Origin of the sequence: Paenibacillus sp. FSL F4-0122, from assembly GCF_038002845.1 — a bacterium.
GTDB lineage: Bacteria > Bacillota > Bacilli > Paenibacillales > Paenibacillaceae > Paenibacillus_AQ > Paenibacillus_AQ odorifer.
Window position 1 is genome coordinate 3,333,086 of sequence record NZ_JBBODI010000001.1, and the last position, 19,230, is coordinate 3,352,315.

General features: G+C 43.4%; 13 protein-coding genes and 1 riboswitch. Of the genes, 12 read left to right on the top strand and 1 reads right to left on the bottom strand.

Annotated elements, in window-relative coordinates:
- Positions 1–17: 17 nt before the first annotated feature.
- From MHH49_RS14440 to MHH49_RS14495, 12 genes are all read left to right on the top strand, one after another.
- Entirely contained in the window at positions 18–1,556 is a 1,539-nt protein-coding gene (locus MHH49_RS14440; protein ID WP_076098806.1) for a response regulator, read from the top strand.
- A gap of 19 nt (positions 1,557–1,575) precedes the next feature.
- Positions 1,576–3,378, top strand: coding sequence for a sensor histidine kinase (locus tag MHH49_RS14445; RefSeq protein ID WP_036685623.1), 1,803 nt, complete (start codon positions 1,576–1,578; stop codon positions 3,376–3,378).
- Positions 3,379–3,395: 17 nt separating this feature from the next.
- A complete protein-coding gene (locus MHH49_RS14450; RefSeq protein WP_341138210.1) occupies positions 3,396–4,931 on the top strand; it encodes a response regulator transcription factor in 1,536 nt (511 codons plus the stop codon).
- Positions 4,932–5,046: 115 nt separating this feature from the next.
- Positions 5,047–6,753 carry a sugar ABC transporter substrate-binding protein gene (locus MHH49_RS14455; protein WP_036685398.1) on the top strand — a complete coding sequence of 569 codons (1,707 nt, stop codon included), beginning with the start codon at positions 5,047–5,049 and terminating at the stop codon, positions 6,751–6,753.
- An 84-nt stretch (positions 6,754–6,837) separates the two neighbouring features.
- A complete protein-coding gene (locus tag MHH49_RS14460) occupies positions 6,838–7,806 on the top strand; it encodes an ABC transporter permease (RefSeq protein WP_036685395.1) in 969 nt (322 codons plus the stop codon).
- A gap of 59 nt (positions 7,807–7,865) precedes the next feature.
- Complete coding sequence (locus MHH49_RS14465) at positions 7,866–8,768, top strand: carbohydrate ABC transporter permease (protein ID WP_036685620.1); 903 nt, start codon at positions 7,866–7,868, stop codon at positions 8,766–8,768.
- Between the two features lie 47 nt (positions 8,769–8,815).
- The gene (locus MHH49_RS14470) at positions 8,816–10,348 is read left to right on the top strand and encodes a glycoside hydrolase family 43 protein (RefSeq protein ID WP_341138211.1); all 1,533 of its coding nucleotides are present in this window, start codon (positions 8,816–8,818) and stop codon (positions 10,346–10,348) included.
- Positions 10,349–10,392: 44 nt separating this feature from the next.
- Positions 10,393–11,412: an endo-1,4-beta-xylanase gene (locus tag MHH49_RS14475; RefSeq protein WP_249267741.1), complete on the top strand. Its 1,020-nt coding sequence runs from the start codon at positions 10,393–10,395 to the stop codon at positions 11,410–11,412.
- A gap of 82 nt (positions 11,413–11,494) precedes the next feature.
- Entirely contained in the window at positions 11,495–13,549 is a 2,055-nt protein-coding gene (locus MHH49_RS14480) for an alpha-glucuronidase family glycosyl hydrolase (RefSeq protein WP_341138212.1), read from the top strand.
- A 24-nt stretch (positions 13,550–13,573) separates the two neighbouring features.
- On the top strand, positions 13,574–14,368 hold the full coding sequence (locus tag MHH49_RS14485) for a Nif3-like dinuclear metal center hexameric protein (RefSeq protein ID WP_425311701.1): 795 nt from the start codon (positions 13,574–13,576) through the stop codon (positions 14,366–14,368).
- 84 nt (positions 14,369–14,452) lie between these two features.
- Positions 14,453–14,626 carry a hypothetical protein gene (locus MHH49_RS14490; RefSeq protein WP_169744809.1) on the top strand — a complete coding sequence of 58 codons (174 nt, stop codon included), beginning with the start codon at positions 14,453–14,455 and terminating at the stop codon, positions 14,624–14,626.
- 320 nt (positions 14,627–14,946) lie between these two features.
- A riboswitch (cyclic di-AMP (ydaO/yuaA leader) is annotated at positions 14,947–15,133 on the top strand.
- Positions 15,134–15,238: 105 nt separating this feature from the next.
- On the top strand, positions 15,239–16,048 hold the full coding sequence (locus MHH49_RS14495; RefSeq protein ID WP_036685387.1) for an alpha/beta fold hydrolase: 810 nt from the start codon (positions 15,239–15,241) through the stop codon (positions 16,046–16,048).
- Positions 16,049–17,382: 1,334 nt separating this feature from the next.
- On the opposite strand, the gene MHH49_RS14500 is transcribed toward MHH49_RS14495, so the two are convergent.
- Positions 17,383–19,197, bottom strand: a complete 1,815-nt coding sequence (locus tag MHH49_RS14500; RefSeq protein ID WP_340892893.1) for an exosporium glycoprotein BclB-related protein — start codon at positions 19,195–19,197, stop codon at positions 17,383–17,385.
- Positions 19,198–19,230 lie beyond the last annotated feature (33 nt).

Below are 19,230 nucleotides of genomic sequence, written 5' to 3' on the forward strand. Positions count from 1 at the left end.
AGATTGGAGCGAACATCATGCTTAAGGTTCTGATCGTGGACGATGAACCCTGGGTTCTAGAGGGGCTAAGGACGATGATCGACTGGGGAAAATTCGGTTATGAAGTTTGTGGTGAAGCTCAAAACGGCACGGATGCGATGAGGCTTATCCAGGAGAATAAACCGGAACTGGTTCTTACGGATATTAATATGCCTGTAATTAACGGTCTTGAGCTTATTACAAAGTTGAATGAGGTGATGGAGAAACCTCCTAAATTTGTGATTTTGTCTGGATATGATGATTTCAAGTATGCACGTACGGCATTGCGCCAGCGGGTAAATGAATATTTATTAAAACCCATTGATGATGAAGAAATAGAGGCTTTATTAAGCAGGATCACTCCAATAATCCAAAATGAAATCGCTTCCAATGAGGGGTTTGATAAAAAGCAATTTTTTATCGTAAATAATATCATCAACCGCCTGATCCAAGGGGAGTATAACGAAAATTTAGAGCTTCTAACCCGAAACACCTTGAAGCTTCAAGCGGATGCAGAGGTAATGTGTATTCTTATTGAACCGGCCTCCTCTATGAATCCATACCAGCCGCAGATAAGCGATTATTTTTCTAAGGAAAACTTCTGCTTCTTTCAAGACGGATCGGGAAGAGCGGGGATCATTCTTCAGTCTGCTTCTATCGGGAATGAGAGCCTGGAGTCTATCGTCAACCAGATGTATTCGGATCTCACTGAGCAATCACCAGAACCGGTTTTTCTAGCACTTAGCAGCAGAATGGTCGGGGTGAGCTCTATTCGAGAGATTTATAGGCAGGCACTTGAGGTATGGAAACGAAAAACGCACCAGCAGAAAAGAGGGGTCTTTTATTATAGTGAGCTTAGGAACCTGAAAAAGGAAGAACCGCATGAGGATCATTTCAGACAGCTGCTGCATAAGGTCCAAACGAATGATACGGAACAGATCCAGCCTTGTGTAAAAGAAGCGTTCACTGCTTTCGTCGAGAATCTGCTGACCCTTGAAGTTGTAAAAGCAAAAGTGGCCCATTTAGAGCTTACGATCTGTAGAATTATAGCTCAAATGAATGGAGACCCGGATACGATTATGATTAAGCTTCAGCAAGAATACGGAAATCTAGGTGAGCTTAGTGATTATTTTATATTAAGCCGTTATGTACAAAGTCTGTGTGAACGGGCTGCCGTCTATCTGTCTGAACTAGAGCAGCAGAATGAACAAAATACGATTTACAAGGTTATTCAGTATGTGGATCGGGAATTTCGGAATAAATTAAAGCTTCAGGATTTGGCACAACAATTTCATATTAATTCTACCTATTTGGGACAACTGTTCAGAAAGCAAACGGGTCAGGGCTTTAGTGAATACCTAAATGCCAAACGGATTGAAGAGGCGAAAAGTCTGCTGAAACGAACACAGCTAAAGATATCGGATATAGCGGTGCAGGTGGGATTCTCTAACACTGATTATTTTATAGATAAGTTTAAGTTGCTTGTAGGGGTAGTACCATCCGTGTATAAAAATGAGAATAAGAACCAACAGCTCTAGGGGAAGCAAGGTGTTTCATATGGAGAGAAAAAAATTCAGATTTAGAAAAGTAGTGAATGATATTCCCTTGAATTATAAATTTTCCCTTATTTATATCATAGGTGTTCTTCTCCCTATCATTATTATTAACCTTGTTTTTTTGGATCGGATTTCCGATCTGATCAAATCCAGAGAGCAGCAGAACCTGGAGATATCTTTAGAAAGAGCCCGAAAGGACATTCATGATTTCATTGAAGGTGGGGTAGCTGTCAGCTATACGCTTTCTGCCGATAAGAACCTGTATGAATTGCTTGAGCGGACGTATGGGAACTCTATTGAATTTTATGACACTTTTGATGAACAGCTGAGAGACCGCATGAACAGCTATATGCCGGTGAATAATCAGATTGAACGGATTACTGTATTTACGAACAATGATTCCATTGTTTCCGGCAGCAACTATCAGGTCATCAATGAAAAGGTAATGAATAGTGAATGGTATAAGCAGTCGAAGGCTGCGGATAAACATCTGTTTCTTGCCGCTTATCATATGAGTGATACCTCTAGTGTGATTTCTACAGCGCCTTATTTGAGTGTTATTGAGCGAATGGACGCTTACAGCTCATACAATAAGTTTGAAAAGCTGCTTAGAATTGATTTGGATCTCAGTAAAATATATGACGTGATTATCAGAGAAAAAGATTACTTGAGTCTTTATTTAGTTAACGAGCAGGACGAGATTATTATGTCTGCACAAAGCGGCTATCAAAGAGGCACCGCGGAACCTTATCCCGTGTTCAAGCTGCAGGATGATGAGCGCAAGGAGGACGTTCATATTGTACCCGTCGGCGGAGCTAGTTATATAAAGGGCTGGCGGATAATAGGAATTACACAAGGTGAGCGTATTACCCAAGCGATAATGGAGATTCGGATTTATGCAGGGATTCTGGCGTCCATTGTCACGCTAATCACAACCGCTTTTTTATATGTGATGTTAAGATCCTATAATTATCGGGTGAAACGGTTATCCAGACATATGCAGAAAGTATCCAATGAGAAATTTGAGCTGATTCGAATCGATGAAGGCCAGGATGAGATCGGGGGACTGATCCGTAATTTTAACAGGATGACCACTACCATTAATTCCTTGATCAATGATGTATATAAACTGGAGATTCAAAAAAATAATCTGGAGATGGAAAGAGTAAGAGCTGAACTGAATTTTCTGCAAAGCCAGATGAATCCGCATTTTCTGTTTAATACGTTAAATGCCATTTTGGTGGTCTGTACTAAAAATAATTATTCGGATGTTACAGATATTATTAAGAGTTTATCCAAATTACTTAGACGGCTGCTGAGCTGGAAAGAAGATCTCGTCACTCTGGAAGAAGAAATGACTTTCATCGAGATGTATTTAAAAATTGAAAAATTCCGGTTCCGGGATAAATTTGATTATCAATTTGAGATCGATGAGCAGTCGCTTCAATATAAGATTCCCAAGCTAAGCATGCAGCCGCTCGTTGAGAATTCCTGCAAACATGGTCTACAGGCCATAGAGGGACTTGGTGTGATAAAAGTGAAGACGTTAGTGGAGGAGGGACGCTTAAAAGTTACCGTCTCTGATAACGGTAAAGGGATAGAGCCAGAGAAGCTGCAAGAATTATTAGGTAATGTGCAAAATGAAGCGTCTTCGGGAACGAATATCGGAATCCGCAACGTGTACCGCCGATTAGAATTGTATTATGAAGATCAGGTCCGTTTTGATATCAGCAGCGTTCCGGATGAAGGGACCATTGTCACTTTTGATATTCCATTAAAACTCCTGGAACGGAAGAATAGCTAGAAAGTGAGGGACCCCCTATGAAATACAAAGTATTGTTGATCGATGATGAGCCTAGTGCGCTTGAAGCGATGCAGCTATGGATTGATTGGCAGGAGCTTGGCTTTGAGGTATGTGGAACCTCCAGCAATGGCAAAGAGGGGCTGGAGTTAATGAAACAGCTCGAACCAGATCTTGTAATTACGGATGTTAATATGCCGCTAATGAATGGGCTGGAGATGGTCGCAGCTTGGCAACGAGCTGAGATTAAGGAGATTAAGTTTGCCATACTAAGTGGTTATAGTGAGTTTGAATATGCCAAGACAGCTATACACTATGGAATTAATCATTATCTGATGAAGCCAGTGTTTCCAGAAGAAGCGGCAGAAGAATTACTGGAGATTTATCAGGAGCTGGAGCAGGAAGCTCAGAAGCGCAGTTTAAATCAAATAGCCTCCGCGGAGGAGGCTGTTTCTCTCCTGAAAGGAATACTGCATGAGAAAGCTGAGCAGTCGAATCAGGAGGTACTTAACCGATTATCGGAAGGGAAAAGCCATTGGAATATTTGTCTGATACAGACAGAGCCGGTTTTATATACAGAGATCAGAGAGCAAGCCTCAGCCCTCCTAACCGATAAAGATTCGATGTTTCTGATGGATCTGGAGAGTCATTGTTTTGGAATCGTATACGGATACCATTCATTGTCCACTGAGGGAGCTGTGATCGATCAGATCGCAACTCCCTTGCTGAATGAACACCCTAAACAAGCTTTGTATATTGCAGCTGGCGCTGGCGTAGGCTCCTTGCTTCAGATCGGGAACAGTTACCGAACGGCGAAAGAAGCATTAATGTATTATTTTTATTATCCTGAAAATGCAGAGGTCCTGAGTTATCAAGAGATTAAGGATAGTCCCTTCAGTTATCATTATGATCAAATTCAACTGATGGATGACTTGATAAGACCTATTAATACGCTGGACTCCGCAGATTTTAGCCAAGCTGTGAACTCGGCAGCCCGCAGTTTCCGTGAGCAGCGCATCGCTCCAGAGGTTGTGAAGAAAATTGTTATTCATATGATGTATAAGATTATTGAGTTTACCTCGGAAGCCAGTGAAGTCCATGAGTCCTCCTTATCTAATCAAATTAGAATTCCCGCGATGTTAGACTCAATGATCACCTTGACGGACTTAATGCGTAATTTGCTATTCTGCGGTGAGGCCAGTATTGATATCCTTCTTAAGGAACAAAACCTAAGATCACAGGGGATTGTTCAGGAGATTAACAATTATATTGAAGAGCATTTTCGCGAATGTCTTACCATTAAGAGGCTATCAGAGGTGTTTTTCCTGCACCCGGTATATCTGGGACAATTATTGATCAAGAAGAACGGAATTAACTTCAATGAACAGCTGCATAACCTCCGAATAAAAGAGGCAGTACATTTACTTCAACAAAATAAGTTAAAAAATAGTGAAATCGCTGAGAAAGTGGGCTATGGCAATTATAGTCAGTTCCTCAAGCAATTTGAAAAAAAACTACATATGAGTCCTAACGAATTTAAAAACACTAATACCTAAACTTTTTGGGGGTACATCTTTAATTCTGGCGTATTTTCAGAAGATTATCACCTCTATAATTTAACTTGTAAGGGCTTACAACATTGTTACACCAACAAATATATGGAGGTGCTTTATGGGGGGCAGGTTAATATCCAAATGGAAACTTAGTCTGATTGCTGTGTTATCCCTAAGCTTTACCTTAGCAGGGTGCGGAGGAAATAACAGCAACAATACGACGGCTAAGGGGGAAGACAAACCAGCAGAAACAGCCACTTCAACTGCAGCAGGAACAAATTCTGATAAGATTGAACCTTTCGAAATTAGTATCTTTCTTGGAGAAGCAGGCCAGCAACCAACACCAGATAATAAAATTTATAAAATGATTAAAGAAAAAACAGGCGCCTCATTCAATTTCGAATTCTTGGCAGGAGATCTTAAACAGAAGCTTGGCGTTATGATTGCCGGTTCGGATTATCCAGATCTAATGAGTTCTAATACCCAACTGACGGCAGCAGGTGCATTTATTCCTCTCGAGGACTTGATTGAAGAACACGCTCCAAATTTGAAAGCGCATTACGCAGCTTACTGGAACATGATGAAGGATCCAAATGATGGACATATTTATACACTTCCAAACTATGGTGCGTATAACGGTGATGTGAATTCAACCTATTACTCTGGCCCAGCTTTCTGGATTCAGAAAGCTGTACTTAAAGATGCTGGCTATCCAGTGGTTAAAACTTTGGATGAGTATTTCGATCTTATCGTTAAGTATAAAGAGAAGAATCCAACCATTGATGGACAACCAACAGTTGGGTTTGAAATTCATAACAAAGACTGGAGAAACTGGGGATTGTTTAACGCTCCTCAGCATCTGATCGGACATCCTAATGATGGCGGAGTAGTGGTTAAGGATAACGTGGCAGAAATCTTTGCGGATAAAGACTATGCTAAGCAGTACTATAAGAAGCTTAATGATATGAATGCATTGGGTATTATTGATAAAGAAGCATTTACAATGGATTATGACCAATATTTAGCTAAATTGTCCAGCGGAGCCGTTCTAGGAATGTTTGATCAGCACTGGAACTTTGGTAAAGCAGAAGATTCACTCAAGACACAAGAAAAAGATATGAGAACTTATGTAGGTCTGCCTCTTGTGTATGATACCAACACCAAAGATTATTATCTGGATCGCCCTGCGCTTAACTTGAATAATGGATTCGGGATTACTATCAATGCTAAGGATCCAGTGAGAATCCTTAAACTTATGGACACATTGATTCAAGAAGATTGGCAAAAAACTCTCACTTGGGGTATTGAAGGCGAAGATTATATTGTGGAAAACGGCCGCTTTATGAGAACCCAAGAACAACGGGATAACGCAGTTGATGCTACTTGGAAGCTGAGTAACAAAGCAGAAGCTTGGTATGCTACCGCTCCGAAAATGCAAGGGTACTTTGCAGACGGTAACTCAACGGATGCGGCAGCCCAACCAGAAGAATATAAGGCAGGATTGGAAGCGTTTGACAAGGAAGTCCTCGACGCATATGGATTCAACAGTTATGTAGATTTCTTCAGTAAGCCTGGACCGAATCCAGTAGCTTACCCTGCTTGGTCCATAGATCTTGTTGAAAATTCTCCAGCAAAAATTGCCGATACGAAGATGGGAGAAGTTAAAACCAAGTTCTTGCCAAAAGCAATCTTGGCTAGTCCTTCCGATTTCGATAAAGTTTGGGCTGAATTTGTTAAAGAACTTAATAAAGCGGATGTTAAAGCCTACGAAGACAGAATCAATGAACAGCTTAAATGGAGATTTGATACTTGGAGTGTTAAATAGTTAGAGCATGCTTAAAAATCAGAAAGTGGTGGCTTATTAGCCAACCACTTTCTGAAATATATGGATGATGTGGGGAGAAAATATATGGATGAGATTTTAACGGGAAAAAAAGTTAACCGGCATCCTAAAAGAAAAAAGAAGCAACCTATTACTATGAATTTGATTAAGAATCAGAAACAGCTAATTTGGATGTCGGTTCCATTGCTGCTTTATATTATATTATTTGCTTATGTTCCCGTCTGGGGATGGACCATGGCTTTTCAGGATTATAAACCAGCTAAGGCTTTTGGCGAACAAACGTGGGTTGGCTTGAAACACTTCAAGTTTCTATTTACGGACGATACCTTTTTAAGGGTACTACGAAACACACTGGCTATGGGATTAATTAATTTCTTTCTAGGATTTATAACCGCAATAACATTGGCCTTACTTCTTAATGAAATCAAAAATGTATTTTGGAAAAGAACCGTGCAGACCATATCCTACTTACCTCACTTCCTCTCTTGGATTATTGTAACAGGGATTGTAGGTGTCTCCCTCTCGGTTAACGACGGGATTATCAACATCGTACTCATGAAATTACATCTTATCGATTCACCGATTCTTTGGTTGAGTGAAGGGAAGTATTTCTGGGGTATTGTGGGTGCTTCAACCGTCTGGAAAGAGGTTGGATGGAGTACTATCATCTACTTGGCTGCTATTGCTTCTATAGATCCAGCTTTATATGAGGCTGCTGAGATTGATGGGGCTAACCGGTACAAAAAAATGTTCAATGTAACATTGCCGGGAATTAGACCAACCATTGTAATCCTGATGATAATGTCCATAGGACATGTACTGGATGTCGGATTTGAGGTTCCGTACTTATTAGGGAACGGGCTTACTGTAGACTGGTCGGATACGATTGATATATTTGTATTGAAATACGGGATTGGGCAAGGGAATTATTCCTTAGCTACTGCGGGTGGTATATTTAAAACAGTCGTAAGTGTAACGTTGCTGCTATTAGCTAACTGGACTTCGAAGCGGCTAGGGGAAGAGAGGCTGTTATAATCATGGAAAAAACTCAATTGATTCCTCAAAAATCTCCAAAAAGTAATGCTGGAAAACGGATGAGAAATTTGGGGTTCGAACCCGTAGTGTTCGGCACCTTCAATACTATATTTATGGTTTGTCTAGTTATTGTTACCTTGTATCCATTCCTGAATACTATAGCAGTCTCCTTTAATGCGGGGAATGATACCATCCGCGGCGGCATTTATCTATGGCCTAGAGAGTGGACCATACAAAACTACAAGGCAGTTTTTGCCTCTGGTACAATTATTCCTGCTTTTTGGATTTCGGTAGCACGAACAGTGATATCTACGATCCTGAATCTATTTTTAACCACAATGCTTGCTTATACTTTAAGCCGGAAAGAATATGTTTTCCGCAAACAGATTACCTTTATTTTCGTCCTAACCATGTATTTTAATGCGGGTCTGATTCCAAACTATTTCCTAATTAAGGATCTTCATTTGATTAATACGTTTTGGGTATATGTAATACCGACTATGATAAGTGCATTTAATATGATCGTCATCCGTACTTACATTGGCGGCTTGCATGAAAGTCTTATGGAATCCGCGAGAATCGACGGTGCAGGTGAATTCAAGATTTTCATGAAAGTAGTCTTCCCTTTGTGTAAACCTGTTCTTGCTACCATCGCCCTTTTTGTCGCGGTAGGTGCATGGAACGCATGGTTTGATGCTTTTATCTACACTTCTTCCCGCCAACACTTGAGTACATTGCAATATGAATTAATGAAACTAATATCATCTAGTATGAATGCGAACAGTAACGCAAGTGTAGCTAACGGGGCAGGGGTAACTGCAGAGTCAGCGGGGTCAATGGTTACTCCAAAGTCCATTCGTGCAGCCGTTACTATTGTTGCTTCGGTTCCAATTTTGCTAGTCTATCCATTCATGCAAAAGTATTTTGTAGTTGGAATGAACGTAGGAAGCGTGAAGGAATAAGGAGCTTGCAATCACTATTAAGTAATAGGAAGGTTGTCTGTTAAATTATGACCCCATCTTCAATCACATACACGAATCCGATACTTCCAGGCTTCTATCCTGATCCAAGTATCATCCGGGCAGGGGATGACTACTATTTAGTTTGCAGCTCCTTTGAGTATTTCCCTGGCGTACCTATTTTTCATAGTCAGGATTTGATTCACTGGACCCAAATAGGTCATGTGCTCAATCGTGTAAGTCAGCTGGATACACGTAAAAGCAAGAGCTCTGGAGGGATATTTGCCCCAACGATCCGGTATCATGAAGGAACGTTTTACATGATAACGACCGAAGTACACGGGAAAGGGAATTTCTATGTTACGGCTACAGCCCCTGCGGGTCCGTGGTCAGATCCGATTAGTATTCCTTATGGAGGAATTGACCCTTCTCTAATGTTTGATGAGGATGGAAAAGTATATGTAACCACCCAGCAGGGGGCAGATTATGACTCCCATGCCATCCAATATGAGATAGATATCGCTACGGGAGCAGCATTAACAGAACCTGTTGTCATCTGGACTGGGGATGGCGGACCTTGGACGGAAGGACCCCATTTGTACAAAATAAATGGAATGTACTATATCATGACGGCTTCAGGAGGAACGGCTAAGGAACATCGGGAGATCATTGGCCGCAGCTCCTCTCCTTATGGACCGTTTGAACGATTGCCGCATCCGATATTGACGCACAGCGGTACTGACAATCCCATTCAGTATTTAGGGCATGCCGATTTGATTGAGGATCGTAACGGGGATTGGTGGGCCGTATTCCTTGGAGTAAGACTAGTAGATGCAAAATTTACTGTGCTTGGAAGAGAGACTTTCCTTGCTCCCGTAAGCTGGACTGAAGACGGATGGCCGATGATCGATAATAATGAAGACACAGTTGGACTGGAAATGAAGGTTTCACGTGTACCTGGTCAATCACCAAAACCTGAGACTAGTGGAAGATATGATTTTGATGAACATGTATTGCCGCTGGGATTAGCCTTTCTGCGGAATCCGGCTGAGGGAAGCTGGTCCTTAAACGAACGACAGGGATGGTTATCTCTTCGAGGACAATCTGGAGGTCTCAGTGAAGTAGGCCAAGTGGCTTTTGTAGGTAGAAGACAGCAGCATACTTCGGCAGAATGGAGCACGCTGCTTGAAATGCCTTCATCTATTGCTGATGTGGAAGCTGGACTTTGCGCCAGATTAGATGAGAACGCTCATTATGAAATTGGACTTGTTCAAAAAAACGGGCAAAAAGTGATTACAGCTCATGTGACTATGGATGGAGTAACCCATACAGCGGCAGAGGTTTCGACTACTGTCGAGCGAATTTATTTGAAAGCTAAGGCTGAGCTTACCGAATACAGCTTCCTTTATTCTTTGGATGGGCAGGAGTGGAATAAGCTATCAACAGCAGCAGCGTATCCATTATCCCCTCAAGCTGTAAAAGGAAATGGATTTACGGGTGTACTTATCGGATTATATGCAACAGGTCATGGCAAGGTGGCTGAGGTGCCTGCCTACTTCGATTGGTTCGATTATCAGTCTTAATTATTCGAATACTGATATAAATGCGTTTGTCAGGAGGGAACTTGTTGAGACAAGCTAGTGATTACACAGAACCTGCTCTAAAAACAATATTTGCTGAGGATTTCAAAATTGGCGCAGCCGTTAACCCGTTGACGATACAATCACAGGAGCATTTGCTCGCCTATCATTTCAATAGCATTACCGCTGAAAATGAGATGAAGTTTGAAAGTCTGCATCCGCTTGAAGACATTTATAACTTTAAACTAGCAGATCAGTTGGTTGCCTTCGCCCGAAAACATCATATGGCTATGCGTGGGCATACTTTAGTCTGGCATAACCAGACTACGGACTGGTTGTTTGAGGATAAGATGGGCGGGCGTGTAAGCAAAGAGACATTGCTTGCACGGCTCAAATCACATATTCAGACCGTGGTTGGGCGTTACAAGGAAGATATCTATGCTTGGGATGTTGTAAATGAAGTTATTGCAGATGAAGGAGAAGAACTTCTTCGCCAGTCAAAGTGGCTGGATATTGTCGGACCGGAGTTTATCGGCAAAGCGTTTGAATTCGCTCATGAAGCCGATCCAAAGGCTTTGTTATTCTACAACGACTATAACGAGTCTAATCCCCTTAAGCGCGACAAAATCTATAAAATGGTGAAGTCGCTGCTGGAACAGGAAGTACCGATCCATGGCGTCGGATTGCAAGCGCACTGGAATCTATACGATCCGGACTTAGATGAAATACGTGCTGCTATTGAGAAGTATGCATCTTTAGGGCTTCAGCTCCAATTGACAGAGCTGGATGTGTCCATGTTCCGTTTCGATGACAAACGAATGGATTTAAAGGTTGCACCTGCCGAACTGCTCGAGCTGCAGGCAGAGCGGTATGAAGCGATGTTTGCTCTGTTGAAAGAATACCGCGACGTGATTAGCTCAGTCACTTTCTGGGGAGCAGCGGATGACTATACATGGCTGGACGGCTTCCCTGTTCGGGGACGGAAAAATTGGCCATTTCTATTCGATGAGCAGCATAATCCTAAGCCGGCTTATCACCAATTGCTTAACGCTGTCACCAAATCATAGAGCGGGTAACCTGCTCAAGCTTGCGAATTATGAACCCGTCCTTTTCAATCCAGGGCGGGTTATTTATACGGGAGGATTAAACATGACAAATACCGCTTATGAGGCTTGGCTCAACTATGGCCAGCTGAAATCAGGATCTCTATACAATCAATATACAAATTGGTGTGGTGAGCTGGTTGTAACGGAGGACAACGAGACGATTCAGGCGGCAGCCGCGGAATACATACAGGGGATGGCCTCTATGCTGGGCAAAGCGCCACTGCTCACAGCGCAACCAGAAGGACCGTGTATCGTTATAGGAACCTTCCAAGGGGGGAATCCGTTAATTGGTAGAGTATTCGCAGGAGAGCGAACCGATTCACTGGGTGCTGAAGGTTTCCTTATACGTACAAACGCTACTGAGCAATGTATCGCTGTTGGTGCTTCAACGCCTGTTGGAATATTGTATGGCGTATTCCATCTGTTACGGCTGATAGGAACAGAAAGCGAGATAGACGCTCTGAATTTGTCTATGAGTCCGGTGAACGGCCTGCGAATGATTAATCACTGGGATAATTTTGATGGCAGTATTGAACGTGGCTATGCTGGACGGTCCTTTTTTTACGAGTCCAATCAATTTCTTAACGATACAAAGCGGCTGCGTGATTATGCCAGATTGATGTCCTCTGTGGGGATCAACGCGATCTCGATTAACAATGTGAATGTTCATGAGCTTGAATCTCTATTTATAACGGAGCAATATTTGCCTGATATCGCGTTAATTGCAGGAATATTCCGCGTATACGGAATTAAGCTATTCCTCAGTGCTAACTTCGCCTGCCCGATACAGATCGGAGCATTGGAGACAGCTGATCCACTGGACCCAGCGGTGCGGCAATGGTGGAAAGATAAGGCTAGTGAGGTTTATCGGGCGATACCTGATTTTGGCGGGTTTGTGGTCAAAGCGGATTCAGAAAATCGACCGGGGCCATTCACTTACGGGCGTGACCATGCCGATGGCGCTAATATGCTGGGAGAAGCACTGGATCCGTTTGGCGGAATCGTGATTTGGCGTTGTTTCGTATATAACTGCAAGCAGGATTGGCGTGACCGTAAGACAGATCGGGCCAGAGCGGCATATGATCATTTCAAACCATTGGATGGCCGGTTTAATGATAATGTAGTGCTGCAAATCAAGAATGGACCGATGGATTTTCAAGTTAGAGAACCGGTATCTCCGCTGTTTGGCGCACTGGAACATACCAATCATCTGATGGAGTTTCAGATTGCTCAAGAATATACGGGGCAGCAGCGGCATCTCTGTTATCTTGTTCCACAGTGGAAAGAAGTCCTTGATTTCAATACTTATGCCAAAGGGCAAACTACGCTTGTGAAACATATTGTGGACGGATCGGTGTGGGGAAATAAGTATAATGGTGTGGCTGCTGTAACTAATGTTGGAGATGACATGAACTGGACGGGGCATGGGTTAGCTCAAGCTAATCTGTATGGATATGGAAGATTAATTTGGAATCCGGAGCTGACGGCAAAAGAAATAGCTGAGGAATGGATTCGGCTTACCTTTGGCACTGATGAAGGTCTAGTGGCTGCTATTCGCGGGATGTTGATGGACTCATGGAGGATTTACGAATCTTACACAGCTCCATTAGGTGTGGGTTGGATGGTTAATCCGGATCATCATTATGGGCCGAATGTGGATGGGTATGAATACGCCAAGTGGGGAACGTACCATTATGCGGATCATAAAGGCATTGGTGTGGATCGTTCAGTCAAATCGGGAACGGGTTATAGTGGACAGTATATGGGTCTTAATGCATCAAACTATGAGAATCTAGCGTCTTGTCCAGAAGAGCTGTTGCTGTTCTTTCATCATGTTCCATACACGCATGTTCTGCAATCGGGGCAAACGGTTATACAACATATTTACGATACTCATTTCGAGGGGGCAGAGCAGGCTGCACAGCTTCTAGCGACATGGGAATCACTTGAAGGCAGCGTGGATAGTGGATTGTATATGCAAGTGAAGCAACGTCTTGAAGAGCAAGCAGAGCATGCGCAGGAATGGAGAGATCGGATCAATACGTATTTTTACCGCAAGAGCGGAATTGAGGATCTTAAAGGCAGAAAGATTTATTAGATTTCGAATCGAGGGATGATGATAGTGAGCCTCACGATTAGAGCGATTATGGAAGATTTAATGGGAACTGTGGAACAGGTAGAAGGCACTGTCGATATTCTGAACCCAGGGGAACCGGAAACTGAAGTCACAGGGATTATTACGGCCTTCTCTGCCACACAAAATGTTGTGGAGCAAGCAATAGCGTTAGGAGCCAATTTGCTGATCACGCATGAAGGTGTATTTTATAGCCATCATGCGGCGAGCGAGTGGTTAGAAGGTGATCCGGTTTATCATGCGAAAAAAAGTCTGATCGAACATTCCCAAATTGCTATTTTTCGTTATCATGATTATTGGCATCGGCAAAAGCCGGATGGAATTATGGTGGGTTTGCTGGGAGAACTAGATTGGTCCGCATACGTGGAAGAGCAGCAAGCAGCTGCTACGATTCTCACTATTCCTGCTATGACTGTACTGGAAGCTGCTCAGTATATTAAAAGTAAGCTAGGGATCTCTTATGTACGCGCTGCTGGTGACCTGTCTCTGTCCTGCAAACGCGTAGGGATATTAGTAGGTTACAGAGGAGGCGGGACGATGGCTATTCCGCATTTTAATGATCACAATCTTGATTTAATTATTGCTGGAGAGGGACCAGAGTGGGAGACTCCGGAATATGTGCGGGATGCAGGGCACCAAGGCAGATCTAAAGCGCTCATCATGTTAGGTCATGCGGAGAGTGAAGCGCCGGGAATGAAATATTTAGCTGAAATCTTAGCAGACAAATATCCCATGCTTCCTAGCCGGTTCATTGCTGAACAACCCATCTATCAGATGGTTTAATCTGGGGAAATAAAGAGTACGGAATAAATAAACATATTATGGAGAAAATGAAGGGAAACAGGTCACTGAGAAAGGAGTGTTTCAATGGAAATTCCTTTGGAGGCTGATGAAGTATTAAGTCGGATCAAAAAGCTGCAAAGCGACGGAAGCTCGATCAGTAAAAAACAAGTAAAGCAGAGCGATCCTGAGCTTATGAGAAGTGCGCTGTTCTTTTTTCCAAGCTGGGAGCATGCATTGAAAAACGCCGATCTTTTGTAGCCATAGTATTGTAAGAGGAAGCTAAGTGGACAGGGGAATATCTCTGATTCTGCTTAGCTTTTTTCATATCTCCAGTGAAAAGGATGGCCTTTATATAGAAAGTACTGGTGTTTTAACCTCCGTTTGGCTTGGTTCAGAGCCATTTTCTTAAATAAAACGAGTAAACAAGAGCAAAAGAAAGAGAAAATGAAGAGTATGCTCAATATGAAATGAAAAGCATTGCTTTCAACATTATTTTGACCAGAGCCCTCCTTTACAAGCAAACCTTACAAGAGTATGATTCATCTCAGAACTGACAATTATCTTAAATTTACAATTACATAAGCAATCCGCTTAATTTCCGTTTCTGGAAAGCGGGGGAACCAACAACTGGCAGCCGATGTGAGAGTCGGCACTGGTTATGGGGTGAATCCTGTTCCGGGTGCATAACATGCATCCCTGCAGGTAGGGCAACTCTCACTGCCCGAATCCGACAGCTAACCTCGTAAGCGTATGGAGAGAGGATGAATGGCGTGTTTAGTGATGAATAGCCACAGAGAATCCCTCTGTGGTTTTTTGCTGCGTTTTTAAGCAGATATAGTCGTAGAATTTATTATGAAAGAGGTGTTACCTTTGCCTATCGCTAAACTGAACGGAACTTCGCTCTATTATGAAATCAATGGAACTGGCACTCCGGTTGTGTTTATCCATGGACATGGATTAACACACAGTATGTTCAAACCACAGCTGGAGTATTTTTCCGATAAATATAAAGTGATTTTGTGCGATTTACGGGGGAATGGTAAGTCTGGTAAACTGCTGGAGGCCCCACATGAGATTATTGAGACGCAATGTCTGGATCTGATTATGCTGTTGAATGACCTAGGTATTCGTGAAGCAGTTTTTGTAGGAATCGCCTATGGTGGCTTAGTCGTTCAGCATATTGCCAAACAATATCCTGAGCGTGTAAAAGCCATTGTGGTCGCAGACAGCTTCTGTAGGACTCATGGATCAACAATTGTAGGGAAAATACAAACTATGGCAGCATATTGCAGTTTGCTAATGTATTATCTCCCAAGCGAGCTGGTGTTGCCTTCGATTCGGATGATGTACCGAGAGCGCTGGAGTCTGGCCTACAATGAGATTAGAAGAGGGCTGCTGGACAAACGTCCCCGGGAGCTTTATCGGCAAAGGCTGGCTACGAGCCATGTTGATTACACCAGATGCTTAAAGGCTTTTAAACGTCCTGCTTTATGTATTGTAGGGGACTTTAATGAATTTGGAGTGAATTGTATGAAGGAAATGGTGTCCCAGCTGCCACATGCGCAGTTGGCGATTATTCCGAACGCATTAGATCCAAGTAATCTGTGCCAGCCGGAGCAATTCAATGCGATTCTTCAACGTTTCTTAGAGAAGCAGCAGGGCAGTCAGCAGATTAGCTGATCTATAGGGAGACCTTTACAAGCGAAGCGTTTAAGTGGAAAAGGGCGTCCCATAGCCAGGGGGAATGAGCTGGCTATGGGACGTCTTTCTGGGTAGAACTTTAGGGAAATTCTCCCTAAAGTGAAGGTGATTATGGCTTCTAGCACGTGAATTAGGGAAATTCTCCCTAAAGTGATAGAAAGCATGGCTCCTAGAACGTGGATTAGGGAAATTCTCCCTAAAGTGAAGGGAATTATGGCTCCTAGAACGTGGATTAGGGAAATCCTCCCTAATAATAGGGTGTTTTTAGCCATAAATGGGTATTTGCATGAATTTTTAGGGAGGATTTCCCTAAAAACCTTATTTTAAAACGATTATCGATGAATATTAGGGAGGATTTCCCTAATATAATGGATATCTAACTAAAGGCTGGCTCATCAGTAGTGAAATCTACGAATGAGCCAGCCTTTGGTATTTTACTAACCGGTGGATGTTGAACATTTACAAGCATATTGTACCTAGAACGCCACTTAATGTCCCTACCCTACCACAGCATCAAATATAGCTCACCCGACGTGGGAAAGAACAGTAGACTCTAAGTAGTGAAGGTAAGAGTATAGAAGGGGCGTAGTAAGCGGTTCACCCGACGTGGGAAAGAACAGTAGACCCTAAGTAGTGAAGGTAAGTGTATGGAAGGGGCGTAGTAAGCAGCGCATCAGACGTGGGAGAGTACGTTAGACCCTAAGTAGTGAAGGTAATTGTATAGAGGAGGGCGTAGTAAGCAGCTCATCCGACGTGGGAGAGAATGGTAGACCTAAGCAGCTCATCCGACGTGGGAGAGTACGGTAGACCCTAAGTAGTGAAGGTAAGTGTATAGAAGGGGCGTAGTAAGCTGCTGACCCGACGTGGGAAAGAAACAGTAGACCCTAAGTAGTGATTGTAAGTGTATAGAAGGAGGTGTAGTAAGCAGCGTATCTGCAGCTCCTGATCGAGACCAAAGGAAAGGAAGGTTTCGGTAATAGGGATTCAGCCTCCGGACATGAGTAGGAGAGAAGAAGAGCGGGGAGTGGCATTGACAGACTATCGGACTCAAGCGCTCTTATTTGCAACATTTTCCTATTTTTGAGTTGATATTGGACCCCATAGGCGTTATTTGTACAAAATAGACGCTATTGAGCACCATTTCTGCCCAATAGCGCCTCTCAGGTCCGATGATCTCTCTAAACAGGGATAAATTAACGAATAGCGGCAGTTGAGTCCGAAAGATCAAGTAAGTGTACCGTATATTACCAAAAAAGCATCTATCACTCCTTAGAAGGAATGGCAGATGCCTTTTTTTGAATTTGTTTTAATGATTATACAATCGTAAAGCCAGCACTTGCATAACCAGTGACTGTATTTACAAGGGTGAGGCCTGTAGCAGTGGCTGAGAATACCATAAGCAGACGTGTCTGTGGTGTTACAGCAAAATTGATATCATTTGTAATTCCATTGACAAAAGTTCCTAGATTAATAGTACCTGTGATAGGTGGGAGCGCTACTAATGCCCCTGGAATAGCAGTAAATGTGTTATTTGGTGTGGCCGATTGGTACAACTGTGCTGTTACATTTATTGTAGTACCAAGCAGCGATAAAGCTATGGTATTACTGAAATAAGCAGCAAGGGATGTTATCACTCCTGCACGAGGAGTCGAGAATGCAAAGTTGATAAGCGGTCCAAGGAGAGTACCTGTTAAATCAATATTACCGCCAACAAGAGAAATGCCTGTGGCTGAACTTCCGAAGCCTACAAGGCTTGTTGTTCCAACCAAACCACCTAAAACCGTGGTCATAATAATAGGTCCTCCGGATGCCAGTGGAATAATTGCACCGTTACCGGTTGCACCAGTGACTCCGGTAATGCCAGTAGCTCCAACCGCGCCGGGATCACCCGTTGCACCCGTAGCTCCGGCAACGCCGACCGCACCGGGATCACCAGTCGCACCCGTTGCACCCGTAGCTCCGGCAACGCCGACCGCGCCGGGATCACCAGTCGCACCCGTTGCACCCGTAGCTCCGGCAACGCCGACCGCGCCGGGATCACCAGTCGCGCCCGTTGCACCAGCAGGGCCTGCCAAGCCTGCAGCGCCAGTCGAGCCAGTCGCTCCAGTTGCTCCTACGCCTGGACCTGCTGGTCCTTGCGCACCTGTTGGCCCTTGAATCCCCTGCACACCCTGTGGTCCTTGAGGTCCCATCGCGCCACCAGCGATTAACAAGTAATCTGGTGAACTCCCGGGTATTCCAGTAGGTCCAGAAACGGTAGCAATATAGGTGCTGCCATTGAAGGTTACTACTTGACCTGCTGGATAAGTAGGACTTTGTGCAGGATTAAAGATTACAATCCCTTGCAGCCCTACCCCTTGCGGCCCCTGAGGTCCTTGAAGTCCCGGTGTTCCTTGAGGGCCTTGAGGTCCTTGGGGGCCTGTGGAGCCCCCAGCAATTAATAAATAATCTGGTGAACTTCCAGGTGTTCCCGTTGGTCCCGCAACAGTAGCTATATAGGTACTACCATTGAAGGTTACTACTTGACCGGCAGGATAAGTAGGGCTTAATGCAGGATTAAAAGCAACAATTCCTTGCAGCCCTGCCCCTGTAGTTCCCGTTGCTCCCGGAACCCCCTGAGATCCTTGCGGCCCCTGAGGTCCCTGTGGTCCCTGTGGCCCTTGAGGTCCAGTCACACCTTTAATAGGTAATCCAATTGCTTGTGTAATAGAAGCCTGAATATGTCTGATCTGAATAATCAGCTGATCTTTGCAATTAGGGTCAATCTTCGTGGCGAGAATAAAAGATAATAACTCAGCTAATAGCAGTTGAAGATTAGTGCCAACGCTTACGACTGAGAAGGGACTGACTTCGGTCGATACAATGGTTATCTCTACTACAGAAAGTAGCTCAGTTCTAAAAGGGCTGCATAACTTAGAAGTATGCAAGAATTCCAATAGCTCTCTTAACACTCTTTGGAGATTGACAATATGAAGTGTTGTGGGATTCGTAAGTACGGGGGGTACCACTGCAGAGAGATCAGTGACTATTTTTAATAGTGCGTTACACTCCCTCTTTCTAATAGGACTGCTGATCCTTCCATGCTTGTTTAGGATAGCATCGCCTTTAAATGGTCTGTAATCAGGCATATTTCTATATCTCCTCCTTGAACTTCTCCTGTT